The sequence below is a fragment of the Paenibacillus sp. J22R56 genome, assembly GCF_056269375.1.
Genome location: NZ_JBWDNV010000003.1, coordinates 205,802 through 227,318 on the forward strand (window position 1 = coordinate 205,802; position 21,517 = coordinate 227,318).

Consider the following 21,517-nt stretch of genomic DNA (forward strand, 5'->3'; position numbering starts at 1 on the left):
AAGAGAAAGGAGAGATGTCGATTGCAATCACTCCATTTGGAAGCCATTAATGTGAAGCTTCCGCTGCAAGAAAGCGAAGTGCTGTACACGGTGACGGTGAACGACGGCCGCTGGACGGCGATTGAGCGGCAGGAAGGTATTATTGTCTCTTCCGAGCATGTACCGATTCAATCGCTCGAGTTCGACGAGCTGCGGACGACCGCTCTTATTGACCTTGATGGCAAAGTAATGCTGCCGGGCTTCGTAGATGCCCATATGCATCTGGATAAAGCGTACTCGCTTCCCTGGGTCCGCAACCGATCCGGAACGCTCCTAGAGGCAATCGAGAACTACCGCTCTGTTGCGCCAACCTTTACGAAGGAAGTCATTCGTGACCGCATCGTGAAAGCAGCATTAAGCTCGGCTTCTTACGGATCGGCTATGCTTCGCAGCCATCTTGATGTACCGGTACATCTCGGACGCGCTATGGCGATGCGAACGATAGAGGCGGCACTTGAAGCAAAGGAGATCGTCAGCGGAACGATTGATATTCAATATTTCCCGATGTTCTTTTATGATCCCGCATACGAGCGTGAGCTGACCGACTTTTCTTCCGAAGCGCTTCGTATGGGGATTGACGGGGTAGGCGGCTCGCCGCATCTGTCTCCTAATCCGGAGACCAATATCGCTTGGGCGTTCAAGCTTGCTCAGAAATTTGATAAGCCAATTGATCTTCATTCGGATGAATCGGATGATCCATCGACGAAGACGATTGATATCTACTGTGATTACGTGAAAGCAGGCGGGTATGGAGGTCGAGCGACAGCTGGACATCTCTGCTCCCTATCGGCCATGGAGCATCATGAGGCAGAACGGCTGATTGGGAAAATGGCCGAAGCCGGCGTTGCAGCAGTCACCCTGCCGGCTGTGAACCTGTATTTACAGGGCCGCGGAGATCGCGGGAATGTCCGGCGTGGTGTGACTCGCGTACGTGAACTGGCGGAAGCCGGTGTTGCTGTCGCTGCTGCTTCGGACAATATCCAAGATCCATTCCATCCGTTTGGCAAAGGGGATTTGCTGCAGATTGGCCTAATGACCGCTTACGCTGCTCATCTGGCCAAAGAGGAGGACATCGTCTCCGTGCTGCGAATGCTGACTTCTATTCCTGCTGCAATAACAGGGGTGCAGAATTACGGAATAGCAGCCGGCAACCCGGCAAGCTTTGTCATTATGGATGCCCGCTCTGAAGAAGAGCTGTTCCAGGAGCTGCCGTCAACGCGATGGATTTATAACAAATCGAAGTGGACGTTTGCCTCAAAGCTAAGCCGATTCGGGATGGAGAACCATGCCTATGGAACAGCCATATCCCCGATCTAGATTTAACCATACTTAGCGTGTTCCAAGGTGTCTTTCCCAGCAAGAGGGATGCACATATAGATTAGATTACTTAGAGGATAAGGGAGGAAGAGAAACATGCTGACAACAACTGGAGCAAAGAAAAAGATAGGTGGACTCACCGCGCTTCTGGCCGTAACCCTCAGTCTGACTGCCTGCGGCAGCAATAATTCGTCTGGGGATTCAAAGGAACTCACAAAGGTTAGTCAGGTGACCAACTGGTTCGCGGAGCCTGAGCATGGCGGACAATATGCAGCACTCTCCAAAGGCTTCTATGAAGAAGCAGGACTGGATATGACGATCCAATCCGGCGGACCAGGCATCTCTTCCACCCAGATTGTCGCCGGAGGCAAGGCGGAGTTTGGCATGGGGCAGGCGGATGAGATTTTGCTGGCACGTCAGAATGGCATCCCGCTTGTAGCAATTGCGGCAACCTTCCAGAAGAATCCGCAAGGCATCATGTTCCACAAGGGGCAATACAAAGATATAACGGAGCTTAACGGCAACAAAATCTTTGTCGGCAGCGGTGTCGTGTTCTGGGAATATCTGAAGAAAGCTTACAGCCTCGACAAAGTGACTGAAATGAAATACACCGGTTCGCTTGCTAACTTCGTGGCAGATCCAACGGCAGCGACGCAAATCTATGTCACTTCGGAGCCATTCTCGATGCAGCAGGAAGGGGTAGATGTGGATTATTTCCTCAACTACGACCTCGGCTATAAGCAATATGGCAATATCCTTTACACGACTGAGGACTACATGAAGAAACATCCGGATGTGGTAAAGGCTTATGTAGAAGCCTCCATTAAGGGCTGGGACTATTACAAAACCAATTCCGAAGAAATCAATAAAGTGATGCAAGAGAAGAATCCTGATCTGAAGCTGGAAGCGATGGCCTTTGGCGCCAAAGCCCAAGAGCCGCTTGTCTATGGCGGTGACGCTGAAGCGAACGGCGTTGGCTATATGAGCAAAGACATTTGGTCCGGTCTGCAGGATCAGCTGATTGACATGGGACTGCTGAAGGATGCAGAGCCAATCGATGATGTCTTTACGAATGAGTTCTTGCCAGGCAAGTAATTGTTAAAAATAGAGTGGACTTAAGGCTGAGCCGCCGCATGCTGGTATGCGCGGCTCTCGCTTTATCAAGGGGAGATAGGAATGGCAAACGTACTGGTCATCTATTTCAGCGCGTACGGACATATTCACAAGATGGCGGAGGCTGCTGCAGAAGGGGCAGTCAGCGAGGGGCATGTGGCAAAGCTGGTGCGCATTCCTGATTTTCTCCATCCGGATAACATTACGGCGCTGCTAGATCATCCGGAACGCAGGCGTGGGGCTGAGGACAGTGGATTGTCCAGCACCTTCCGGGTCGGAGGCAGATGGGAAAAGTATGAAGCGGCCCAAGAGGTTCAACAGTCCGTTCCGCTGGCAACCGCTGATGATTTGCGCTGGGCCGACGGCATTGTGTGGGGCTTTCCGACGTATTACGGTTCTATGCCTGCACAAGTTAAGTCATTCCTTGATTTGTCGGGCAGTTTGTGCGCGAGTGGGGAGCTAGAAGGGAAGCCAACCGGCGTTATGACGAGTGCCGGATCGATTCATACCGGACATGAGGCGACGATATTAACCTCAATCATACCGCTCTTACACTTCGGAATGGTGTATGTGGGATTGCCGTATTCGCAAAATCCGGAGTATTTGACGGCCGATGCGATCGGCGGTTCACCTTATGGGCCGTCTACCTTAGCAGGTCCTGATAGTTCTCGATCGCCAGATGAGCGTGAGCTGCGGATGGCTGGAAGGCTGAGTGCTAGAGTAGCAAGATTTGCAGCAGCAACCATAGGCATAAAATGAATGGCGGGGATACAATGACGATACCATTTGATTTACTTCTTTCTCAGGTAAGGCTGCCTGGCAGCAACGGAGTGACGACAGACATTGGCATTACCGGCGGTATAATTGCTGCAATCGGCAGCTTGGCCGGATCCGCCTCCAAAGAAATCGTTCATTCCCAAGGGAAATTGCTGATTCCTCCATTCGTTGAATCCCATGTTCATCTAGATACGACATTAACGGCGGGTGACCCCTTATGGAATGAAAGCGGCACGTTATCGGAAGGGATATCGATCTGGACTTCCCGTAAAAAACAGCTTACGCGTGAGGATGTCCTCACACGAGCGGAGCGTACGTTAAAGCTGTTTCTCGGCTATGGCGTTCTGCACATGCGCGCAATGGTCGATATCGGCGACCCTCAGCTTACGGCGCTGCGGGCTGTGTTGGAATTGAAGGAGCGTTATCGGGAGCTCGTGAATATCCAAGTCATCGCTTTTCCGCAGGACGGCATTGTCGCTTGCCCGGATAATGAAGCCCGGACGGAAGAGGCGCTTCGGCTTGGTGCGGATGGTGTCTCTGCAGTTCCTCATCTGGAGCGGACCCGCGAGGATGGCGTGCTAAGCCTTCGCAAAGCGTTTGGCATGGCAGAGCGTTACGGTGCGTTTGTTCACGTCTTCTGCGACGAGACAGATGATGAAGCTTCTCGTTTTCTTGAGGTATGCGCCTCACTTGCCTTATCGACCGGTCTTGGTGCGAAGGTAACTTGCGCTCATGCGAATGCTGCCGCTTATTACAATGAGTCGTATTTTCAGAAGCTGCTTGGTCTAGTGCGTCAATCCGGTATTTCGATCGTGGCCTGCCCGCTCATCAATAGCGTCATGCAGGGGCGGTATGATACGAATCCGAAGGGGCGGGGAATTACCCGTATTCAAGATTTCCACCGGGCTGGCATCAACGTTGCGTTGGCCCATGATGATATCCGCACACCATTTTATCCGCTTGGAACAGGAAATCCGCTGGATGCTGCTCATATGGCAGCCCATTTGGCTCATATGTCCGGCCGACAGGATCTGCAAGATCTCGTTGGCATGATCACAACAGGCGGAGCCAAAGCTATGAATATAGGGAAAACATACGGTTTCGACAATGGCTTGCTTCGAATCGGTGAGCCTGCGTCATTCCTGCTGTTTGATGCGGCTGATACAGGCGAATTAATCCGAACGCGCCAAGCACCGAGGTATGTTTACCGGAGGGGCTTACTGATAGCGGAAACTTCTCCCGCTGTTACAAGCCTGCTGAACACAGCGGATGGAAGAATCGCTATCCCGTAAACAACACGAAGGGGCTGTCCCGTATGTCATCTTTTAGATGACTGGGATAGCTCTTTTTGGTTATATGTTGATATCGCGGCTATGTTGGATTTCATCCATCAGGTAGGTGTAGAGAGGTGAAGTAGGGGGCATGGATTGGATTCTATCCAACAGAAATTGAAAGAAACACCGTAGGATCCCATGAAAAGTGGATTAGATTGGATGAAGTCCAGTATAAGCACGGAAGAAGGCTTAACTACCATCAATCGACTGGATAAAATCCATTGTAAAATATAGGGGATCAGTAACAATGATTTGCCGATTAGGGTAAGTCACAGACCGCATATATAAAGGACACGCCGCATAAGACGTAAGTAGTCGATTTTTCAAGGGGTGTTGCAAGCTGATGAGCAGGAAATTTATCAATTCACCAACTGCCTATGCGCTGGGCATGTTTGCGATGATGGTGCCAAGTCAGGCTTTTGCGTCCTTCTTTAATTACTACTACGTGGAAAAGCTGGGCCTCAGCCTTGGGTTAGCCACGATTGCACGTACGATCTATCTGATCTGGGATGCGGTCAACAATCCGATGGCGGGCTATTTGTCCGACAGGACCCGTTCGCGTTACGGCCGGCGGCGGCCTTGGATTTTTTTCTCCACGCCAGCCTTTATGCTCGTGTTCATCATGGTCTTCTCCGTTCCGAAGGGGCTTGGCAATACGGAGCTATTCGTCTGGCTGCTTACTTCCTTGGTTCTGTTCGAAGGGATCGCAACACTGCTGTGGGTAAACTACGGAGCGTTGTTTCCAGAGTTATTCGAGGGAGACCGGCTGCGGGCGAAAGCATCCGCTGTCCAGCAGGGATTCCAGATCGTAGCGATCTTAATTGGAACAGCGTTGACTCCAATTCTGTACGAAGCGATTGGCTTCGGATGGATGTCGGTTATCTACTCGCTTATCTTCGGTATATTCATGACCTGGTTTGCCCTCTCCGTGCGGGAGAAGGACAGCACCCATCGGGAGGCGCCAATGCCGCTTCTTGCATCGTTTCGCGAGACACTAACAAATAAGCCGTTCTGGATATTTAATATCGCAGGCTCTTTTGCACAAACGGTGAACGGTCTACTCGCAGCCTTACTTCCCTTCTATGCCAAATATGCGCTCAACATCTCGGAGGGAGAGGTATCCATCCTGATGGGAGCTGTCTTCGTTTCCATTATTCCGCTGGTAGCGGTATGGTATTTGATCTCCCGGAAGCTTGGTGGTCTTCACAGCTGGCGGCTTGCGCTCGCCGTATATGCGGTGTCCGTTATTCCGCTTTGGTTCGCAGGTAATCTTGGCAGCGGCATTGCTGCTGGTATTGTTGTTGGCTTTGGCATGGCGGGCTTTCTGGTCACTCCGGCTATGCTTAGTGCTCGTATTATTGATCTTGACGCGGAGAGGACCGGGCAAAGAAGAGAAGGCATTTACACTGCGGTTGCTGGTTTCATTACGCGGTCGAGCGGACTTATTGCAGCGCTGGCTTTCTGGATTGTTGGTCTTATTTACGGCTATCAGAGTGGCGATGAGCCTGGACCTCATCCGGAGACAACCTTCCGCGTGCTGATCTGTATGGTGCCTTTTATTTTATTAACCGTGTCATTTGTTATCTCCTTGTTTATGAGGAATTTAGAAGCACGTGGTCAATCGGACCAGGCGGTATGATATGATAATGGCAAATTCAACAGACCAAGGGGAAACGCATGAAGCATGTAACGATTGGCATGTTTGCGCATGTCGATGCGGGCAAGACGACGCTGGCAGAACAACTGCTGTATCATACGAACAGTATTCGGGAGCGGGGAAGAGTCGATCATAAGGACGCTTACCTCGACAGCCATGATATCGAACGGGCTAGAGGGATTACGGTATTTGCTGATCAGGCCATTATGACGTATAAGGGTGCTGCTTATTATTTGATTGATACACCGGGGCATGTCGATTTCTCACCAGAGATGGAACGGGCTGTTCAGGTGATGGACTATGCGGTTCTCGTAGTGAGCGCTGTAGAAGGGGTTCAGGGACATACGGAAACAGTGTGGCAGCTGCTTCAAAAGAATCGCATACCAACCTTTATATTCATAAACAAAACCGACCGGACCGGGGCAGACGTAGACCGTGTGCTTGAGGAAATTAGAATGCATTTGACGGCGGATGTTTGTATGCTTACGGGCAGCTTCGCCGGCGGCCAAGTAGGGGAAGCTCTGATGGAAAGTCTGGCGGAGCGGGATGAACAATTGCTGGACACTTTTCTAGCGGGTACAGGAGATCAAGCCTTTTGGCTGCAGGCGCTTCAAGAGATGATCCGGAGTGGTCACCTGTATCCTTGCGCCAGTGGTTCGGCTTTGCAGGATGTTGGCGTCATTGAGCTGTTAGAACAGCTACATCTGCTTACAATTGTTCATTATAACGAGCAGGCTCCATTCGGAGGACGTGTCTATAAAATCCGCCATGACAGCAATGGTACACGTTTAACCTATATTAAAGCCTTGAGCGGTACGCTAAAAGTTCGCGATGAACTCAGCTATAGCAATGGGAATGATGAGGACCAGATACTCGAAAAAGCAACCCGGCTCCTGCTTGTTAACGGAAGCAAGTCGCAGGCCGTAGACCAGGTCACAGCAGGTGATCTGTTTGCTGTGGTTGGACTTTCCGGTGCCGAGGCGGGGCAAGGCGTTGGCCTTTATTCGGACAAGCTGGCTTATGAACTTGTACCTGCGCTTACGTCGAAGGTTATTTTTCCTGAATCGCTTCATGTGAAGGATGTGCTGAAGGCCTTCCGTATTCTGAATGCAGAGGACCCGTCCTTGAATGTTCTCTGGGAGGAGAGCCTGCAGGAGATCCATATTCATGTGATGGGCCTCATTCAGCTTGAGGTGCTTCAGCAATTGGTGAAGGAGCGGTTCCAGCTTGAGGTTGCCTTTGGCAGCCCTGAAATTCTGTATAAAGAAACGATTGCTAGCACAGTGAGAGGTTATGGCCACTTTGAGCCTTTGAGACATTATGCTGAGGTACATCTGCTGCTAGAGCCGGGAGAGCGGGGTAGTGGAATTACCTATCATAATGCCTGCCATCCGAATGATCTCACCATCGGCAATCAGAATCTGGTTGAAACGCATCTATTTGAACGCGAGCATCATGGCTTGCTTACCGGCATGCCGCTTACGGATATAAAAGTGACACTTCTGACGGGTGCCGCCCACAACGAGCATACACATGGCGGCGACTTTCGGGAGGCAACATTCCGGGCATTAAGGCAAGGGCTTGAGAAGGCGGAGAACGTGGTGCTGGAGCCATTTTACGAGTATAAAATCAAGGTTGAGCTTGATCATCTGGGCAAAGTACTATCGGATCTTCAGCGAGCATCCGGGCAGTTTGATCCGTCGCACACGACTGCTACTCATGCGGTAGTTACAGGCAAGGTGCCTGTCGCTACCTTTATGGATTACAACACGGAGCTTGCTGCCTATACTCATGGCAGAGGAAGCATTCAGCTTGTTTTCGCCGGTTATGACCGCTGTCACAATGAGCAAGAAGTCATTGAGCGCAAGGGCTATCGAAAGGATGCTGATCCGCTGTACAGCTCATCTTCGATTTTTTGTGCGAAGGGCAGCGGCTATACGGTACCTTGGGATGAAGCGGAAGCGAAGATGCATCTGCTGTAACGACGGCTTCTCTGATTAGATGTTATCCTAACGAACCGCAGACACGCTGCTCCGTGAACACGTAAATACTGCGGTTCGTTAGAAACTAAAAGGAAGATAAACAGCAGACCTTTGTTATCTGGTTAAAGTGCTCGGGTTGTCGCAATGTGTGTGCAATTGGTATACTAACGATAAATAAGTGATTCATCACTAATTACAAGTGACAGAGGAGCGATGGACGATGGCGAGAAACGATACAGCATCGGTTAACCGACGGACGGAGATTATTTCGGCAGCAATTGAGGTATTCGCGGAAACTGGTTATTACCGCACAACAACGGCCCAGGTCGCACAGCGAGCAGGCATTTCGCAGCCTTATGTATTTAAGTTCTTTGCAACAAAGGAAGCGTTAATGCTAGCGGCACTTGAGGTTTCGTGGGAGAGAATCACGGAAGCATTTAGTCAAGTCGTCACAACAGCATCACCGGAACAATTGGAGAAGGAACTAATTGAGACGTATGAGGAAATTCTAGCGGTACACCGCCAGGAGACACTGCTCCAGATGCAGGCACAGACGATGCAGGAGGAGCCAATTCGTGCTGCAATGCAGACGGGCTTAAAAGAAGTCCGCCGTATTGTACTGGAAGCTTTCCAGAACAATACGCTATCGAATCCAGAAGATAGGACGCTGCTGTTCCTTGCCCGCGGCATGCTTTGCAATATCTCGATGGCACTCGATATACCGGAGCTGATGAACAAATAATAGGGGCTGTAAAGCCTTGAAATTTAGTGATTGATTAATCACTAAATAGATGCTATATTGAACTCAACAAAGGTTAGTGATTGATCAATCACATATATGAAGAGGAGTGATAGTTATGAAAAAGGCAATTGTTATAGGGGCGACAGGCGGCACAGGTGCTGCTATTACGGAAGAATTAGTAACGAGGGGGATTCCGGTCGTTGCGTTCGGGCGGTCTCGATCTAAGCTGGAACAGTTCGCTAATAGGTTAGGCAATCCTGCGCATCTGTCGCTTGCCATAGGGGATGCGTTCAATGCGGATGATGTGGAGAAGACATCCATAGGGGCCGATGTGATGTTCCATTGTGCCAATGTTCCGTACCATGAGATGGCTGAACGTCTGCTCCCGCTCGGCGAGGCGGTTATGGAGGCAGCCAACCGGCTTGGTCTCAAGGTCGTTGTTGTAGATGGTATCTATCCATATGGAAGAAGGCAAATGGATAGGGTAACCGAGGAGCATCCCAAGCAGCCTCATACGCGAAAAGGGCGTACTCGTCTGAAATTCGCAGAGATGGTATTTGATAAACGATGGAACCGAGCTCGTCCCCTCATTGTCCGGCTGCCCGATTATTATGGACCAACGGCAAACGAGGCCTCATATCTCGGCTCTACACTGGAAGCCATTGCTGCTGGTAAAATGGCCTTTTTTATTGGCAACATGCAAGTTCCGCGCGAATATGTTTATCTGCCGGACGCCGCACATATGATCGTCGAAATTTCGCTGCGTGATCAGTCTTACAGACAAGAGTGGAACATACCTGGCGGAGGGGTAATCAAAGGCCAAGAGATTGTCCGTATTGCGCAGGAAGTCAGCGGCTCCAGCAAATCCGTTCTAGCTCTTGGGAAAGTAGGCTTGTCGCTGCTTGGCTTGTTTGTCCCTGTTATGAAGGAAGTCGTGGAGATGCTTTATTTGACGAACGAACCTCTTCGCCTCAGCACTAAAAAATATGAACGATTTATTGGTCCCGTCACAGCAACAAGCTTCGAGCAAGGGATTAAGGAAACAATCAGCCATCTGAAGGGATGATAGGCAGCAGAGCAGACGCCGAGCGTCACCCTGCTGTATCTCTCAACGCATGAGTAAGCTATACCAGTTCTCCCATTCCGAAGGACCGGGAGGGCAAACGAAAGGGGCAAGGGAAGGGCTGGTATTCTGAAAGCCTTCGCCTCCTACAACAATCGTAAGCTCGGGATGGATTTGCCGATAATCTGCAATCCATCGTTCGACGGAGTCTGCCAAGATTGGATTATTGACCGATATGGCGACAATCTCAATTTTTTTCGCTCGGATTAAGGCTGTGATGTCATTTAACGGGGTATCTGGTCCTAGATAAATGACATCATGGCCTTTATTCCGTAGAAACAGGCTGAACAACATAAGCCCCATTTGATGCTGCTCTCCTTCAGGGCATAAAGCTACCGCTCTTGGAAGCTGCGAATGAAGCGGTAGAATCCGTAAAAATTGAGTGCATCTCTGTATAACAATGTGGGAGGCAAAATGCTCCTGAGCAACCGAAATACAGCCATCCTCCCATGCCCCGCCAATCCGCTTCATAACGGGAGTCAGAATGTAATGGAATACTTCTTCATGGTGAAATAAAGAGAAAGCCAAATCTATAACTTCATTAGCTTGAATGGTATTTAAATCTGTAAGCTCCCGGTAAAGCTGGTCTGTAAGGTTATCGAAGCGGTTAGGCTGACTCAAGGTTACGACCGGTTTCTTTGCCTGCCTGTCCCGATAGAGTGCGACAGCTTCGCTGATTTTTAAGTGCGAGCTGTCCATCTGCTGTTTAATCCATCTTAGGGTATCGATATCTGCATCACGGTATAAACGATGACCGCCCGTACTCCGGACCGGTTCGGTGAGCTGAAATCTGTTCTCCCATGCCCGAATGGTTACAGCCGGAATCCCTACTAATTGGGATACTTTTCGAATGCTATACATATACGCGTACACCTCAGGTTTATTATACATAAGTTATACAAAAAGCATAGACTCCCCTCTTTCCTTGCGATGGAAATATAATTTATGTATAATTTTAATGGAAATACTATACAGAAATTATACGACTATAACTAGAGGGTGATCCGAATGCTTACAACATCCCAGGATCGGCATTCCAGGTCTCAAGTATTGGATGTGCATTCCGTACTGGCGGCTATGGAGCAGTCGCTTGCTATGATTGAATTGAGTACGGACGGGAAAGTGCTATGGGCAAATGATAACTTTGCGCAGGCTATGGGCTATGAGGCAAACGAAATGCCGGGACTCTGGCATCGGCAGTTTTGTACAACAGAATTCGTAAACAGTCCTTCCTACTCGGAATTATGGGATAACTTAAGAAGCGGCAGCATTTTTCAGGAGAAAATCTCACGTGTGTCAAAGGATGGCCGGTTATTGTGGTTTGAAGCCACTTATATGCCTGTATTTAATAATGAGGGGTTTGTTGAGGGGATACTCAAAGTGGCAACAGATATTACGGCCAGAGAAAATGCTTCAGCAAGGCTCGTGGATGAGCTTCAGCATATGGCTCAGGATTTGCTGCAACGAACGGGAGACGGAATTGCCGGCAGCAGACAGATTGAGCAAACCATAGAAGGGGTGGCTCAAGAATCAGATAAGAACATGAGGGTGCTTGGGGCGCTGGAGCATGAGACGGAGTCCGTTCAGAGCACGATTCGAATTATTCGGGAAGTAGCCAAACAAACCAATCTGCTTGCCTTAAACGCCGCCATCGAAGCAGCGCATGCTGGGGAGCATGGACGGGGCTTTAATGTAGTAGCCACTGAAGTTCGTAAGCTGGCAAATCAGGCAGAGGAAGCGGCGAAAGCGGTGCAAGCCAATCTGGTCGGAATAGCCGCTGAAGTTGGCAACATGGCGAAAGGTATGCATCGGTCACAAACGATTATTACAGAAAGCCAGCAGCGTGCTCAAAAAGCCGTTGATGAGTTCACTCAAATTGGACATTCTGCCTACCAGCTTGAGGAGAAGGCAAAAATCTTCAAAAGCATGTTATAGAGAGATACAAAAAGGTCATCCCGCTAAGGATGACCTTTTTGTTGTGTACGCTAAAGCTCGCATACGATCTTATAACTCCCAGGCTCAGCCCGGAATCCCATCAGATCGCGATTAATGCGGAGCATCGGATGATTAGCGGAATCGTTATTAGTTCTCAGATAAGGGGCTCCGGCTGCTCTTGCGGATTGCAAACCAAGCAGCTTCAAAGCGAGTGCAAGGCGGCGGCCGCGGTACTCTGGCAGAACACCGGTGTATTCATGATACATAGCCCCAGTCTGCTCATTATGCTGCAGAGTCACCACGCCAATGTAGCGGTCACCGTCTTTGGCAATATGAACCCATTCCGGACGTACGCCGGGAAGCTCAAGACTCCATCGTTTCCACTCTTCAAACCAAGGGTAATCACCGGTATAGCCGGGAATATCAGAATGAGTAATTTTATACAATTCATGTAGCTTGCGCTCATTCTCTTCGCCGGGCTCTTCTGCCAAAGTGACGAAACGGATGCCAGATTGCTCCGCATCACTGATTGACGTAAGAAGCTGCTCCTTCACTTCATACTGATCCAGATCAAGAACTGATTCGAAGGAGAGTCTTTCCTTCCTATAGCCACGTCGTTCTGCGAAAGCGAGCGATCTCTCATCGGTCTCCTTCATGGAATAGTTAAGGAGACACGATGCTTTTACTTCCAATGCCCAAGCATGGAGTGCAGCATACAAAGCGGTGCCAACACCATTCCCCCGGAAGACCGGATCTACAACCAAGGTGTAAATGAGAGCGCCAGCTTCAGTCCACGGTGCCCGCCAGGCAATCGCATACCCTATGACTTGTCCGCTTTCCTCTTCGGCTACCCATTTGGGACGGTCCCAGCCCATAAGCTGGCCATTTTCGTTATAGTGAAGCTGGCCGGGAGGGATTTTTTCCTCGTCTTCCTGCAATCGCGCTGCGGTTGTTGGTTCCGGCCATATTAAGTTGAGGAGAGGCGCTACGGCTTGAAAGTCTTCGGGATGTTTCAGTTTACGGATGATAAAGTTCATATTGACCACCACCATGAATTAGATAACCCTAGTATGTCATACATTTTATCCCAGTTGGTGGTTAAGTTTCGCTATAACGAAAGTTGCTCGCGGCGCGGCTTCAGCAAGTACCACTCCACTATTATAAAGTTGAGGATTAGCGCTGCCCAAATATTGTTGTCCAGTACCTCTTCGATCATGCCCATACGGCCGTCAGGGAGGGCAAATCGGTGCAGTAATAGGTACATCAGAATCAGTAGTGGTACAAATGCTCTTGCACTAACTGCTGTTAAGGTCATAGCAAAGCTGCGTATCATCCATTTTTTATGAGCTGTAAGATCCTTGTTCATTGCTGCCCGGAACCCTTTTACCGTTGTAAACAGCCAAAGCAGATCCAGGAAAAGAAAAGACAAGGCTCTTCCGTAGTCCGGTTCGTAGCCTATAAGGATGAGGGCAAAGCCTCCGCTAAGTAAGATAGAGCTTACGTACACCTTGCCTAGCAGGACATGCAGGGAAGGTTTGTTCTTTCGTAATGTTTTGTGGAATTGGAGAAATCCCGTCACTAAGGCGAGTAAAGCCAGTACGATATGGATGACTAAGGCAGGATATTGCAGCGCCCGTGAGGAAATGACTATGCGGCTGTTTGCCGGGTTTAGACTAAGGTATGGAATGACAAAAGGCAGCATAATGGCAACGGATAGAAGAAACAGAATCCACCAGCTTTTTTTCATTGGACAGCACTCCTTTGAGATGTGTGTCCACAGTATAGCTGGTGGATGTTTACGGACTCTAAAGAGTTTATAAAAAAACGATAAAAACTCTGTATGAATATAAATGGTTTTCAAAGCCCAGGAGGGTGTCCGGGCTTTTGCATGTTCATAAGTTCTTTAACTGCTCCAGAATGACTTGCGGCTCCAGCCGCTGCATGAAGTCGGGATTCACATAAGTGAAGCGGATGATACCGGATTTGTCGATGATGAAGGTAGAGGGAATGGGAAGAATCCAGCGGTCAGTGATGTTATAGTCCATAAGATCGAGCTTTAAGGTATGGAGCATAACCTCCTGCAAGGAAGAAGGAAGTTCAAACCATATCTCGTAGAGAGAAGCGACTTTGCCATTTGGATCGCTAAGAACATGGAAGTTGAGATCCTCTTTCTCCTGCTGGGAAAGTGTATTGTCCGGGCTTTGCGGGCTGAGTGCGATAAGTCTGCCGCCGAGGGCTTCGATCTCAGGCATAATGTTCTGGTAGGCACGAAGCTGGAGATTGCAGTAGGGACACCAACCACCCCGGTAAAAGGTTAAAACAACCGGACCACTTGCCAGCTGCTCAACCAAATTGACAGATACCCCGTTGGCGCTCGGCAGTGTAAAGTCTGGCGCCTGATGTCCCTGCTGCAGACCATACACCTTACCGGATTGCTGCTGCTCAAGGATTAGGCCGAATATTTCAGCTTGAGCGTGCTCTGGCACCTTGGACTTGAATTGCTGCTTAGCCTCGCCTAGAATCTCATTTAATAACATAAAGACCCCCTCCTTACAGAAGATACCAATCGGTATCTTTACCATAACATGGGATAATCTGTTATCGCAAGCACATTTTTGCTGTTATAATGAAGGCACTATTGGACGTGGGGAACAGGGGGATCGGGCGTGCAAAAAGGAGAAAATACCCGCAATCATATCATTGCAAAGTCTGCTGAGCTGTTTAATCAGCGGGGTTATGCGGGCTCATCCCTGTCGGACATTACGGAACTGACGGGTATTAAGAAGGGCGGTATTTACCGCTATTTCGCGAGTAAAGACGAAATTGCCGTTGAGGCATTCCATTATGCTGGAGGTATTGTGAATCAGTCCATACGCGAGGCAATGGAACAGGAGACAACAGCGATGGGTCGGCTGCTGTCTTTTTTGCGGGTGTATGCAAACGTCGTTGAAGCTCCGCCTTTTGCTGGAGGCTGCCCGTTGCTTAATCTTGCGACAGAATCAGATGACAGCCACCCTCTCTTAAGGGACAAGGCCCATCAAGGAATGGAACGGACGCTTGGTGCTATGAAGCAGATCATTTCTGAGGGTATGGAGTCCGGCGAGTTCAAAGCAGATCTAGATGTGGATGCGTTAGCCACTTTCACCCTGTCGGGGATGGAAGGTGGCATTATGCTCAGCAAGCTGGAGGGCAACAACCGTCATATTCAAATGAATATCGAAAGCTTAACCGCGTATTTGCAAGGCATGTGCATGCAGTCAAGTCGATAATTTAACATAGCATAGCAATACCAATAGAGAGCGCAGGCCTTAAAGGCAGCGCTCTTTATGATTTCATGAGGCCGATTTTGTCTGTTATCCGGCCTGCACTTCCTTGCTCCCAAGCAGACCGCCTATCCGAAATGCGCCAAGTGATAGAGCAATACATATCGCAGAGAAGATTCCAATAGCTTCATAGCCGCCAAACTGTACATACAGGATACCGGCCAGCCAGGCACCAAGTGTATTTGCTCCGTTCATTGTGGAGTTGGCGAGGCTGGAGATCGTCCCCCTAATCGAAGCATTAAGAGCAGTGAGCAATCCCATCACAAGAGGGAAGATCACGCCGAGAATGGTGAAAATGATGAAATAGACAGCAGTGGTCACCTTGATGCCTGCAGCATGAGGACCAACTGCATAGAGGGCAACGATCAGCAGCATTCCCGCTGTAACCGCAGTGGTAATACCCAGCCTGCGGACAATGGCAGAGCTGATGATGCTACCAAGCAGCGTGCCAAAGCCGAGACACATCATAACGTTACCGATTCCGCCAACTGACAGTTCGAAGCGGTCGGCCATCCATTTTCCGATGAAAGCGATAGCAGTGCCGCTGCCGAGATGGAGCAGTAGGTAAGCGGAAAATCCGCTTCTTGCTTTACCATTAGTTATTAAAGGGATATAGCGGCTAAGAATGGAGGTGGACTGTCCGTTCTGTCTGCTGGGCTTCATGTCAGGGAGCAAATAAAAGGCCATGGCTGCGAGAAGTAGCGAAGCAGTGCCAATTGTCCAGAAAGGTACGGGCCAATCTGATGCAGCAAGCCAACTGCCGATCGGTACACCAAGCGCTTGCGCGGCAGCAAGTCCGCCGAAGGCAATCCCCATCGTTTTCGCGATACGTGCTGCTGGCATGACGGCAGGGATAGATGCCCATACTTGGGGAGCGGTGAAGGCAGCGCTGACACCAGCAAGAAAGCGGAATAGAAGCATGGTTTCAAAGCCGTCTGCAAAGCCGCAGAGGGCAGTTGAGATGGAAAAGGCAACTAAACCGCTAATCATGACTGTTCTGCGGTTCCAACCATCTGACAAAGGTCCGGCGATAAGTGCGAACAAGGCAGATCCTAAGGTATAGGCACCAATCATCCAGCCCGCAATGCTGGTGGAAACGCCATATTGCGCCTGAAGAGTCGGAAGCAGCGGCGAGATCAGGAACGTATCGGTTCCGATCATGAACATAATAAGGAAGAACAGCACGGAATATTTGAGCATGGTCAGTCACTCCTTTGGTTTGGTCTTGCATGTTGCCCTTATCGTAATGGATAATAGTGACACATTCTGTCATTGATATTGAAATTGGAGGGATAAGGATGCCCAAATCCAAACGGTTAATGGAGCTCATGATGACCGTCAATCGTAAACGCCGTTTCAAAGTGCAGGAGCTGGCCGATGAGTTTGGTGTCTCCAAGCGGACCATTCTAAGGGATTTACAAGAGCTGAGTGAGCTTGGTGTTCCTCTCTACTCGGAAGTAGGACCACATGGGGGTTATCAGGTATTGAGAGAGAGAGTGCTGCCTCCGATTGCATTTACGGAAGAAGAGGCGGTGGCAATGTTCTTCGCGGTGCATGCTTTGCGGCATTACTCATCCTTACCATTCGAAACGGAGACCACTTCAGCGTTGAACAAATTTTATTTGCATATGCCTGGTGATGTACGAGACCGCATCGACAGCATGAAGCATAGGGTTGATTTCATTACGCCAACAAGACGGGGAGATGCTCCCTGCCTGTCCGTGCTGCTCGATGCGGCGGTACACCAGAAGTTGTTAGATATCGAGTATGAGACGAAGGACAGCGAAGCGGGATGCCGTAAAATCCAGCCTGTGTGCATTTACGCCAATAACGGGCTCTGGTACTGCACGGCGTATTGCTTCCTGCGCGAAGGCTTCCGTGTATTCCGGTGCGATCGAATCCGCTCAGCCTCAGAGGATACTTCGGGTACGGCCAAGAAGGATCTCGGGGATATCCGTCTTAGCCGCCAGGCGACAGTGGCGCCAAGTGATCCGATCCGTCTGCACTTGGAGCTAAGCAGGGTAGGTGTTCAGCGATGCGAAGCAGAGCTATGGCTAGCTCCTATGCTGCAGGTCCGGGAGGATGGCAGCGGTTTGATCAACGTGGACGTATCCCGCGGGGATATTCCTTTTTATACGGAATTTTTAATTGGACTAGGAGAAGAAGTGGTGCTCAAGGGGCCAGATGAACTACGGAAAGCGGTGCGGATCAGCTTGGCGGGGCTAATGGACCGTTATCGCTGATCGCAAATAGGAAGAGAAAAGAACCCCTTTTGCCGGAAGGCAAGGGGGCTTTTTGGCATGGTCTATGAAGCGGTACGGACAAAAGATAGGCTTTCTGACGCATATAGGACGGACTCAACAGATGAAGTCGGACTATATTACAGTTGTGTTTTATATTACAAATATATCCAATTACTATTGGTTGTTTACTAAAATAGAGCTTAGTATGCGACTACTGTCGCACTTTCATGGATAATAGCCTGCTGGAATTGGCTTTTTACTATAAGTATGCAGAGAAAAATCACACAGGTCTATGGAATCTAGGAGCACGCTTTTTAATTGGTTATGATTGGAAACGACTAACATTTCATTTCAAAAAACGAGGAGAATCGACATGACGATAACGAAACAATCGGTTTGGGGCAAGCTGGCTATTCTGTTCAGCTTTGTTTTGCTTGGCTTACTCTGCACACTTGCTGTTGCAGACAAAGCATCTGCCCATGGCTACATTTCTTCACCGGCAAGCCGGACGCTGCTTTGTAACCAAGGAACGAACAAAAATTGTGGTGCCATTCAATATGAGCCGCAAAGTGTGGAAGGCGTAGGCGGCTTCCCTGCAGCAGGACCAGCCGACGGCAGTATTGCCGGAGTAGGCAAATATACGGAGCTGGACGCTCAATCTTCCGATCGCTGGAAGAAGGTCGATATGAAGGGTGGCAGCAATACATTCACCTGGACGCTCACAGCCAATCATATTACAGAGAAATGGGACTACTATATTACGAAAATCGGTTGGGATCCAAATAAGCCGCTGACCCGCGACCAGCTTGAATCGAAGCCGTTCTGTACAGTAGACGGCGGGATGAAGAAGCCGGAGATGACGGTAACACATACGTGTAATGTGCCAACAGACCGGACTGGCTATTACATTATCCTCGGCGTATGGGAGATTGGGGACACGGTTAATGCCTTCTATCAGGCGGTTGACGTGAACTTGACTCAAGGCGGCGGCACAACAACACCAAACCCTGAACCAACTGTACTGCCGAACTTCCCGGCAAGTGTATGGTGTTCCGGTCATACGGAAAGCAGCATCACGATGGAATGGTCGGCATCGACTGCTTCCGCAGGGATTAAGAATTATGAAGTAAGCCGCGACGGTAAAGTCGTTGGTACGGCGACAGGAACTAATTATACCGACAACGGCTTGCCTGCAAATTCGAGTTACTCGTACACCGTAGTAGCGGTAGATAATAAGGGTAACCGTTCGGCTGCAAGCGTGCCGGTATCGGCAAGTACACTGCCTGCTGTCGTAACTCCTGCTCCAGATACTCAGGCACCAACAAGACCGTCGAGCCTTAAGGCTGGTAATGTGACGGAAATGACAGCTGCTTTTACTTGGACAGCTTCAACAGATAATATTGGGGTAACGAAGTACGAGGTTTATCGCGATGGTAAATTACTCGGGACTACAGCTGTTGCTTCTTATTCTGACAGCGGCCTCAAGGCATCAACGGCTTACGCTTACACGGTTATCGCCCTTGATGCAGCGAGCAACCGCTCGACAGCGAGTGCTGCATTGATACTTACAACCAAAGCTGCAGCCGTAACACCTCCTACAGCAACAGGTACATGGGATAGCACGAAAATCTATTTGGCTGGCGACATCGTGACGTATAACGGTATCGAATACAAAGCTGGCTGGTGGACACAAGGAGATCAGCCGGACAACTCCGATGTATGGAAGCCGGTATCTACGACAGCTGTACAAGCTTGGAACAGCACGAAGGCTTACAATGGCGGCGATCAAGTCACTTATGCAGGACATACGTATAAGGCAAAATGGTGGACTAAAGGTGAGATCCCGACAAATGGCGGGGTATGGGTTCTGGTTGCCTAACAACCTAACAAGAAGGGGCTGTCCGTAGAGGGCGCTCCTTTTTTTGTCCATCGAATTGGAGTCGTCAGACAGTTGCCGCTGGAGGTTTTTTCCTATATTTGTCGAATTAAAGGTAAGAATAACCATTTTGGTTGTATAGGGGGAGCTAGTTCGAATGAGTAATACGATTAGTATGGAAAAGCTGATTGATTGGGGGAAGTTCGTAAAGGTTGCCTATGAGATGTATGCGCAGAATCATCTGTCGCCAGTGGTACCAACGGATTTTCCGGCAGGTTGGGAACTGGTTGCTAATTTGACGATGATACCCCGCCTTGAGAAGCTGAAGGAGAGGGAATTTGCCGGTTATATTGCGAGATCGACAGATAATCCATTACATCAGGCAGTGGTCATTCGTGGAACGGAGAGCGCGCTCGACTGGCTGGCGGATTTCGAGTTTGTGCTGGAGACATTTCATGAGGTTCCAAACGGCGGCAAAACTGAGCGTGGATTTACGAACTTGTACCGCAGCATGATGGTTGAATATGCAGATGCAAGCCTGCCATCCCAATCGCTGATGGATTCAATTGATTCACTGACGCAAGGCACAGAGCTTCTTGTAACTGGTCATAGTCTGGGTAGCTCGCTAGCGACTTTGCATGCTTTTCTCGCAGGGAGCAAGAATATCGATGTTGAGCTGGTGACATTCGCCTCCCCTCGCGTGGGGGACAACCCATTTGTTGAGGCGTTCCAGCGGATGAATATCCCGAACACTCGTGTATTCAATAAACCGGACATCGTGCCGCAAGTGCCAGTGGAAATCGCAGGCTACCGTCATCTCGAGCCTGGACTTGAGATCAATTCAACTTTATTCCCAATCAAGCACTCGATTCCATGCTATCATGCGCTTAGCACCTACTTGTACGTCCTTGGAGATACGGACGCTAATATTTCGAAGTGCCAAGCGACTCCTTTATAGGGCAACGTAAAGCGAAGCAATAGAGGAGGATGTGAAAGCACCCGGCATTAATCATGCCGGGTGCTTATTTTTTACTCTAATAAACAAACTTTCGCTGCACCATATAACTGAAGGCGAATAGGAACACTTCGGTCATCAGTTTGGCCACGAATAACGGGATGCCGATGCTCTCATGGAACAGATATAAAAGGGCATAGTTCGATATCATAATTACGACAACAAGGGAGAAGTAGCGGGGGAGCGACTTCTTGATCGCAATCCCTTGTCCTTCCGTAAATACAAAACGGCGGTTCATCGAGAAGTTGAAGATCGAGCTGACCAGCCTTGCTCCCATCACTGATACGAGCAGGTTTGAGGTCAGCCACTGCAGCAGGAACAGCAGAACAAAATCGAGAATAGCTGAGAAGCCTGATGAGGTCACGAACTTCAGCAACGGAAAATAGATTCTGGCCGAATCAGTAAGCGGGCGGAAGTGGGAGGATTTGTTATCCTCCAAATAGATCGTCTCGATCGGCACCTCTATAAAATCATAGCCGGCCTTAGGCGCTTCCAGCAGCATGTTTATTTCATATTCGAACCGGTCACCTGGCACCTCGCACAGCCAGTCCAGCATATCGGAGGAATACCCCCGAAGGCCGGTCTGCGTATCTTGAATAGGTTTGCCGGTCGCGAGCGCATAGACCATTCGGGTTGCCGAATTGCCGAAGCGGCTGCGCAGCGGTACCTTACCTGTGAATTGTCTGCTTCCTAATACAATATGATTGCGGTTCTTGCGAACGGCATCCGATATTCGAAAGATATCCTCCGGAAGATGCTGCCCATCACTGTCGGCACAAACAACACCGTCTGCATCACCGTGCTGCCTTACATAATCGAAGCCTGTCTTAAGCGCACTGCCCTTACCTCGATTGCTGGCATGCGTGAGTACCGTACAACCGGCTTGTTCTGCGGATTTGAAGATCCCGCGATAATCCTCGCCACTGCCGTCATCTACGATCAGGATAGGGGCATCGCCGGCCTCTTCTTTTAGATCATGAATGAGCGCTAGCAGCCTTTCATCCGGCTCGTAGGAGGGGATAAGTATAGTCAAATAATTTA

19 protein-coding genes are annotated in these 21,517 nt (G+C 49.6%); 13 read left to right on the forward strand and 6 right to left on the reverse strand.

Annotation, left to right across the window (positions count from 1 at the left end):
- Window positions 1–21: 21 nt before the first annotated feature.
- From AC0YNT_RS08890 to AC0YNT_RS08925, 8 genes are all read left to right on the forward strand, one after another.
- Window positions 22–1,356, forward strand: a complete 1,335-nt coding sequence (locus AC0YNT_RS08890; protein WP_475804240.1) for an amidohydrolase family protein — start codon at window positions 22–24, stop codon at window positions 1,354–1,356.
- A gap of 96 nt (window positions 1,357–1,452) precedes the next feature.
- Window positions 1,453–2,451 (forward strand): ABC transporter substrate-binding protein, encoded by a 999-nt coding sequence (locus AC0YNT_RS08895; RefSeq protein ID WP_475804241.1) that lies wholly within the window; start codon window positions 1,453–1,455, stop codon window positions 2,449–2,451.
- An 81-nt stretch (window positions 2,452–2,532) separates the two neighbouring features.
- Window positions 2,533–3,228 carry an NAD(P)H-dependent oxidoreductase gene (locus tag AC0YNT_RS08900; protein WP_475804242.1) on the forward strand — a complete coding sequence of 232 codons (696 nt, stop codon included), beginning with the start codon at window positions 2,533–2,535 and terminating at the stop codon, window positions 3,226–3,228.
- Between the two features lie 14 nt (window positions 3,229–3,242).
- Window positions 3,243–4,538, forward strand: a complete 1,296-nt coding sequence (locus tag AC0YNT_RS08905) for an amidohydrolase family protein (protein ID WP_475804243.1) — start codon at window positions 3,243–3,245, stop codon at window positions 4,536–4,538.
- Window positions 4,539–4,923: 385 nt separating this feature from the next.
- Window positions 4,924–6,219: an MFS transporter gene (locus AC0YNT_RS08910; RefSeq protein ID WP_475804244.1), complete on the forward strand. Its 1,296-nt coding sequence runs from the start codon at window positions 4,924–4,926 to the stop codon at window positions 6,217–6,219.
- 38 nt (window positions 6,220–6,257) lie between these two features.
- A complete protein-coding gene (locus AC0YNT_RS08915; protein ID WP_475804245.1) occupies window positions 6,258–8,219 on the forward strand; it encodes a GTP-binding protein in 1,962 nt (653 codons plus the stop codon).
- A gap of 220 nt (window positions 8,220–8,439) precedes the next feature.
- Entirely contained in the window at window positions 8,440–8,961 is a 522-nt protein-coding gene (locus tag AC0YNT_RS08920) for a TetR/AcrR family transcriptional regulator (RefSeq protein WP_475804246.1), read from the forward strand.
- Window positions 8,962–9,076: 115 nt separating this feature from the next.
- A complete protein-coding gene (locus tag AC0YNT_RS08925) occupies window positions 9,077–10,027 on the forward strand; it encodes an NAD-dependent epimerase/dehydratase family protein (RefSeq protein ID WP_475804247.1) in 951 nt (316 codons plus the stop codon).
- A 42-nt stretch (window positions 10,028–10,069) separates the two neighbouring features.
- Here AC0YNT_RS08925 and AC0YNT_RS08930 read toward each other — a convergent pair whose 3' ends face one another.
- Window positions 10,070–10,945, reverse strand: a complete 876-nt coding sequence (locus AC0YNT_RS08930) for a MerR family transcriptional regulator (protein WP_475804248.1) — start codon at window positions 10,943–10,945, stop codon at window positions 10,070–10,072.
- A gap of 147 nt (window positions 10,946–11,092) precedes the next feature.
- Between AC0YNT_RS08930 and AC0YNT_RS08935 the strand changes: the two genes are divergently transcribed.
- Window positions 11,093–12,019 carry a methyl-accepting chemotaxis protein gene (locus tag AC0YNT_RS08935; protein WP_475804249.1) on the forward strand — a complete coding sequence of 309 codons (927 nt, stop codon included), beginning with the start codon at window positions 11,093–11,095 and terminating at the stop codon, window positions 12,017–12,019.
- A gap of 50 nt (window positions 12,020–12,069) precedes the next feature.
- Here AC0YNT_RS08935 and AC0YNT_RS08940 read toward each other — a convergent pair whose 3' ends face one another.
- The 3 genes from AC0YNT_RS08940 to AC0YNT_RS08950 all read right to left on the reverse strand — a co-directional run bounded on the left by AC0YNT_RS08940 (window position 12,070) and on the right by AC0YNT_RS08950 (window position 14,556).
- Window positions 12,070–13,056, reverse strand: coding sequence for a GNAT family N-acetyltransferase (locus AC0YNT_RS08940; RefSeq protein WP_475804250.1), 987 nt, complete (start codon window positions 13,054–13,056; stop codon window positions 12,070–12,072).
- 71 nt (window positions 13,057–13,127) lie between these two features.
- Window positions 13,128–13,766, reverse strand: a complete 639-nt coding sequence (locus AC0YNT_RS08945; RefSeq protein WP_475804251.1) for a DUF2306 domain-containing protein — start codon at window positions 13,764–13,766, stop codon at window positions 13,128–13,130.
- A 145-nt stretch (window positions 13,767–13,911) separates the two neighbouring features.
- A complete protein-coding gene (locus AC0YNT_RS08950) occupies window positions 13,912–14,556 on the reverse strand; it encodes a peroxiredoxin-like family protein (protein ID WP_475804252.1) in 645 nt (214 codons plus the stop codon).
- A 129-nt stretch (window positions 14,557–14,685) separates the two neighbouring features.
- On the opposite strand from AC0YNT_RS08950, the gene AC0YNT_RS08955 reads away from it, so the two are divergent.
- Entirely contained in the window at window positions 14,686–15,288 is a 603-nt protein-coding gene (locus tag AC0YNT_RS08955) for a TetR/AcrR family transcriptional regulator (RefSeq protein WP_475804253.1), read from the forward strand.
- A gap of 84 nt (window positions 15,289–15,372) precedes the next feature.
- Here the strand turns inward: AC0YNT_RS08955 and AC0YNT_RS08960 are convergent, their stop codons facing one another.
- Window positions 15,373–16,542, reverse strand: coding sequence for an MFS transporter (locus AC0YNT_RS08960; RefSeq protein ID WP_475804254.1), 1,170 nt, complete (start codon window positions 16,540–16,542; stop codon window positions 15,373–15,375).
- 98 nt (window positions 16,543–16,640) lie between these two features.
- Between AC0YNT_RS08960 and AC0YNT_RS08965 the strand changes: the two genes are divergently transcribed.
- The 3 genes from AC0YNT_RS08965 (at window position 16,641) to AC0YNT_RS08975 (ending at window position 20,419) form a co-directional block, all read left to right on the forward strand.
- A complete protein-coding gene (locus AC0YNT_RS08965; RefSeq protein WP_475804255.1) occupies window positions 16,641–17,585 on the forward strand; it encodes a helix-turn-helix transcriptional regulator in 945 nt (314 codons plus the stop codon).
- Between the two features lie 373 nt (window positions 17,586–17,958).
- Window positions 17,959–19,464 (forward strand): lytic polysaccharide monooxygenase, encoded by a 1,506-nt coding sequence (locus AC0YNT_RS08970; protein ID WP_475804256.1) that lies wholly within the window; start codon window positions 17,959–17,961, stop codon window positions 19,462–19,464.
- Between the two features lie 154 nt (window positions 19,465–19,618).
- The gene (locus AC0YNT_RS08975) at window positions 19,619–20,419 is read left to right on the forward strand and encodes a lipase family protein (protein WP_475804257.1); all 801 of its coding nucleotides are present in this window, start codon (window positions 19,619–19,621) and stop codon (window positions 20,417–20,419) included.
- A 76-nt stretch (window positions 20,420–20,495) separates the two neighbouring features.
- Here AC0YNT_RS08975 and AC0YNT_RS08980 read toward each other — a convergent pair whose 3' ends face one another.
- A complete protein-coding gene (locus AC0YNT_RS08980) occupies window positions 20,496–21,509 on the reverse strand; it encodes a glycosyltransferase (protein WP_475804258.1) in 1,014 nt (337 codons plus the stop codon).
- Between the last annotated feature and the right edge of the window lie 8 nt (window positions 21,510–21,517).

Coding starts and splice junctions, on each gene's coding strand:
- AC0YNT_RS08895 (WP_475804241.1), top strand. CDS start 1,453: ATGCTGACAACAACTGGAGCAAAGAAAAAGATAGGTGGACTCACCGCG.
- AC0YNT_RS08900 (WP_475804242.1), top strand. CDS start 2,533: ATGGCAAACGTACTGGTCATCTATTTCAGCGCGTACGGACATATTCAC.
- AC0YNT_RS08905 (WP_475804243.1), top strand. CDS start 3,243: ATGACGATACCATTTGATTTACTTCTTTCTCAGGTAAGGCTGCCTGGC.
- AC0YNT_RS08910 (WP_475804244.1), top strand. CDS start 4,924: ATGAGCAGGAAATTTATCAATTCACCAACTGCCTATGCGCTGGGCATG.
- AC0YNT_RS08915 (WP_475804245.1), top strand. CDS start 6,258: ATGAAGCATGTAACGATTGGCATGTTTGCGCATGTCGATGCGGGCAAG.
- AC0YNT_RS08920 (WP_475804246.1), top strand. CDS start 8,440: ATGGCGAGAAACGATACAGCATCGGTTAACCGACGGACGGAGATTATT.
- AC0YNT_RS08925 (WP_475804247.1), top strand. CDS start 9,077: ATGAAAAAGGCAATTGTTATAGGGGCGACAGGCGGCACAGGTGCTGCT.
- AC0YNT_RS08930 (WP_475804248.1), bottom strand. CDS start 10,945: ATGTATAGCATTCGAAAAGTATCCCAATTAGTAGGGATTCCGGCTGTA.
- AC0YNT_RS08935 (WP_475804249.1), top strand. CDS start 11,093: ATGCTTACAACATCCCAGGATCGGCATTCCAGGTCTCAAGTATTGGAT.
- AC0YNT_RS08940 (WP_475804250.1), bottom strand. CDS start 13,056: ATGAACTTTATCATCCGTAAACTGAAACATCCCGAAGACTTTCAAGCC.
- AC0YNT_RS08945 (WP_475804251.1), bottom strand. CDS start 13,766: ATGAAAAAAAGCTGGTGGATTCTGTTTCTTCTATCCGTTGCCATTATG.
- AC0YNT_RS08950 (WP_475804252.1), bottom strand. CDS start 14,556: ATGTTATTAAATGAGATTCTAGGCGAGGCTAAGCAGCAATTCAAGTCC.
- AC0YNT_RS08960 (WP_475804254.1), bottom strand. CDS start 16,542: ATGCTCAAATATTCCGTGCTGTTCTTCCTTATTATGTTCATGATCGGA.
- AC0YNT_RS08965 (WP_475804255.1), top strand. CDS start 16,641: ATGCCCAAATCCAAACGGTTAATGGAGCTCATGATGACCGTCAATCGT.
- AC0YNT_RS08970 (WP_475804256.1), top strand. CDS start 17,959: ATGACGATAACGAAACAATCGGTTTGGGGCAAGCTGGCTATTCTGTTC.
- AC0YNT_RS08975 (WP_475804257.1), top strand. CDS start 19,619: ATGAGTAATACGATTAGTATGGAAAAGCTGATTGATTGGGGGAAGTTC.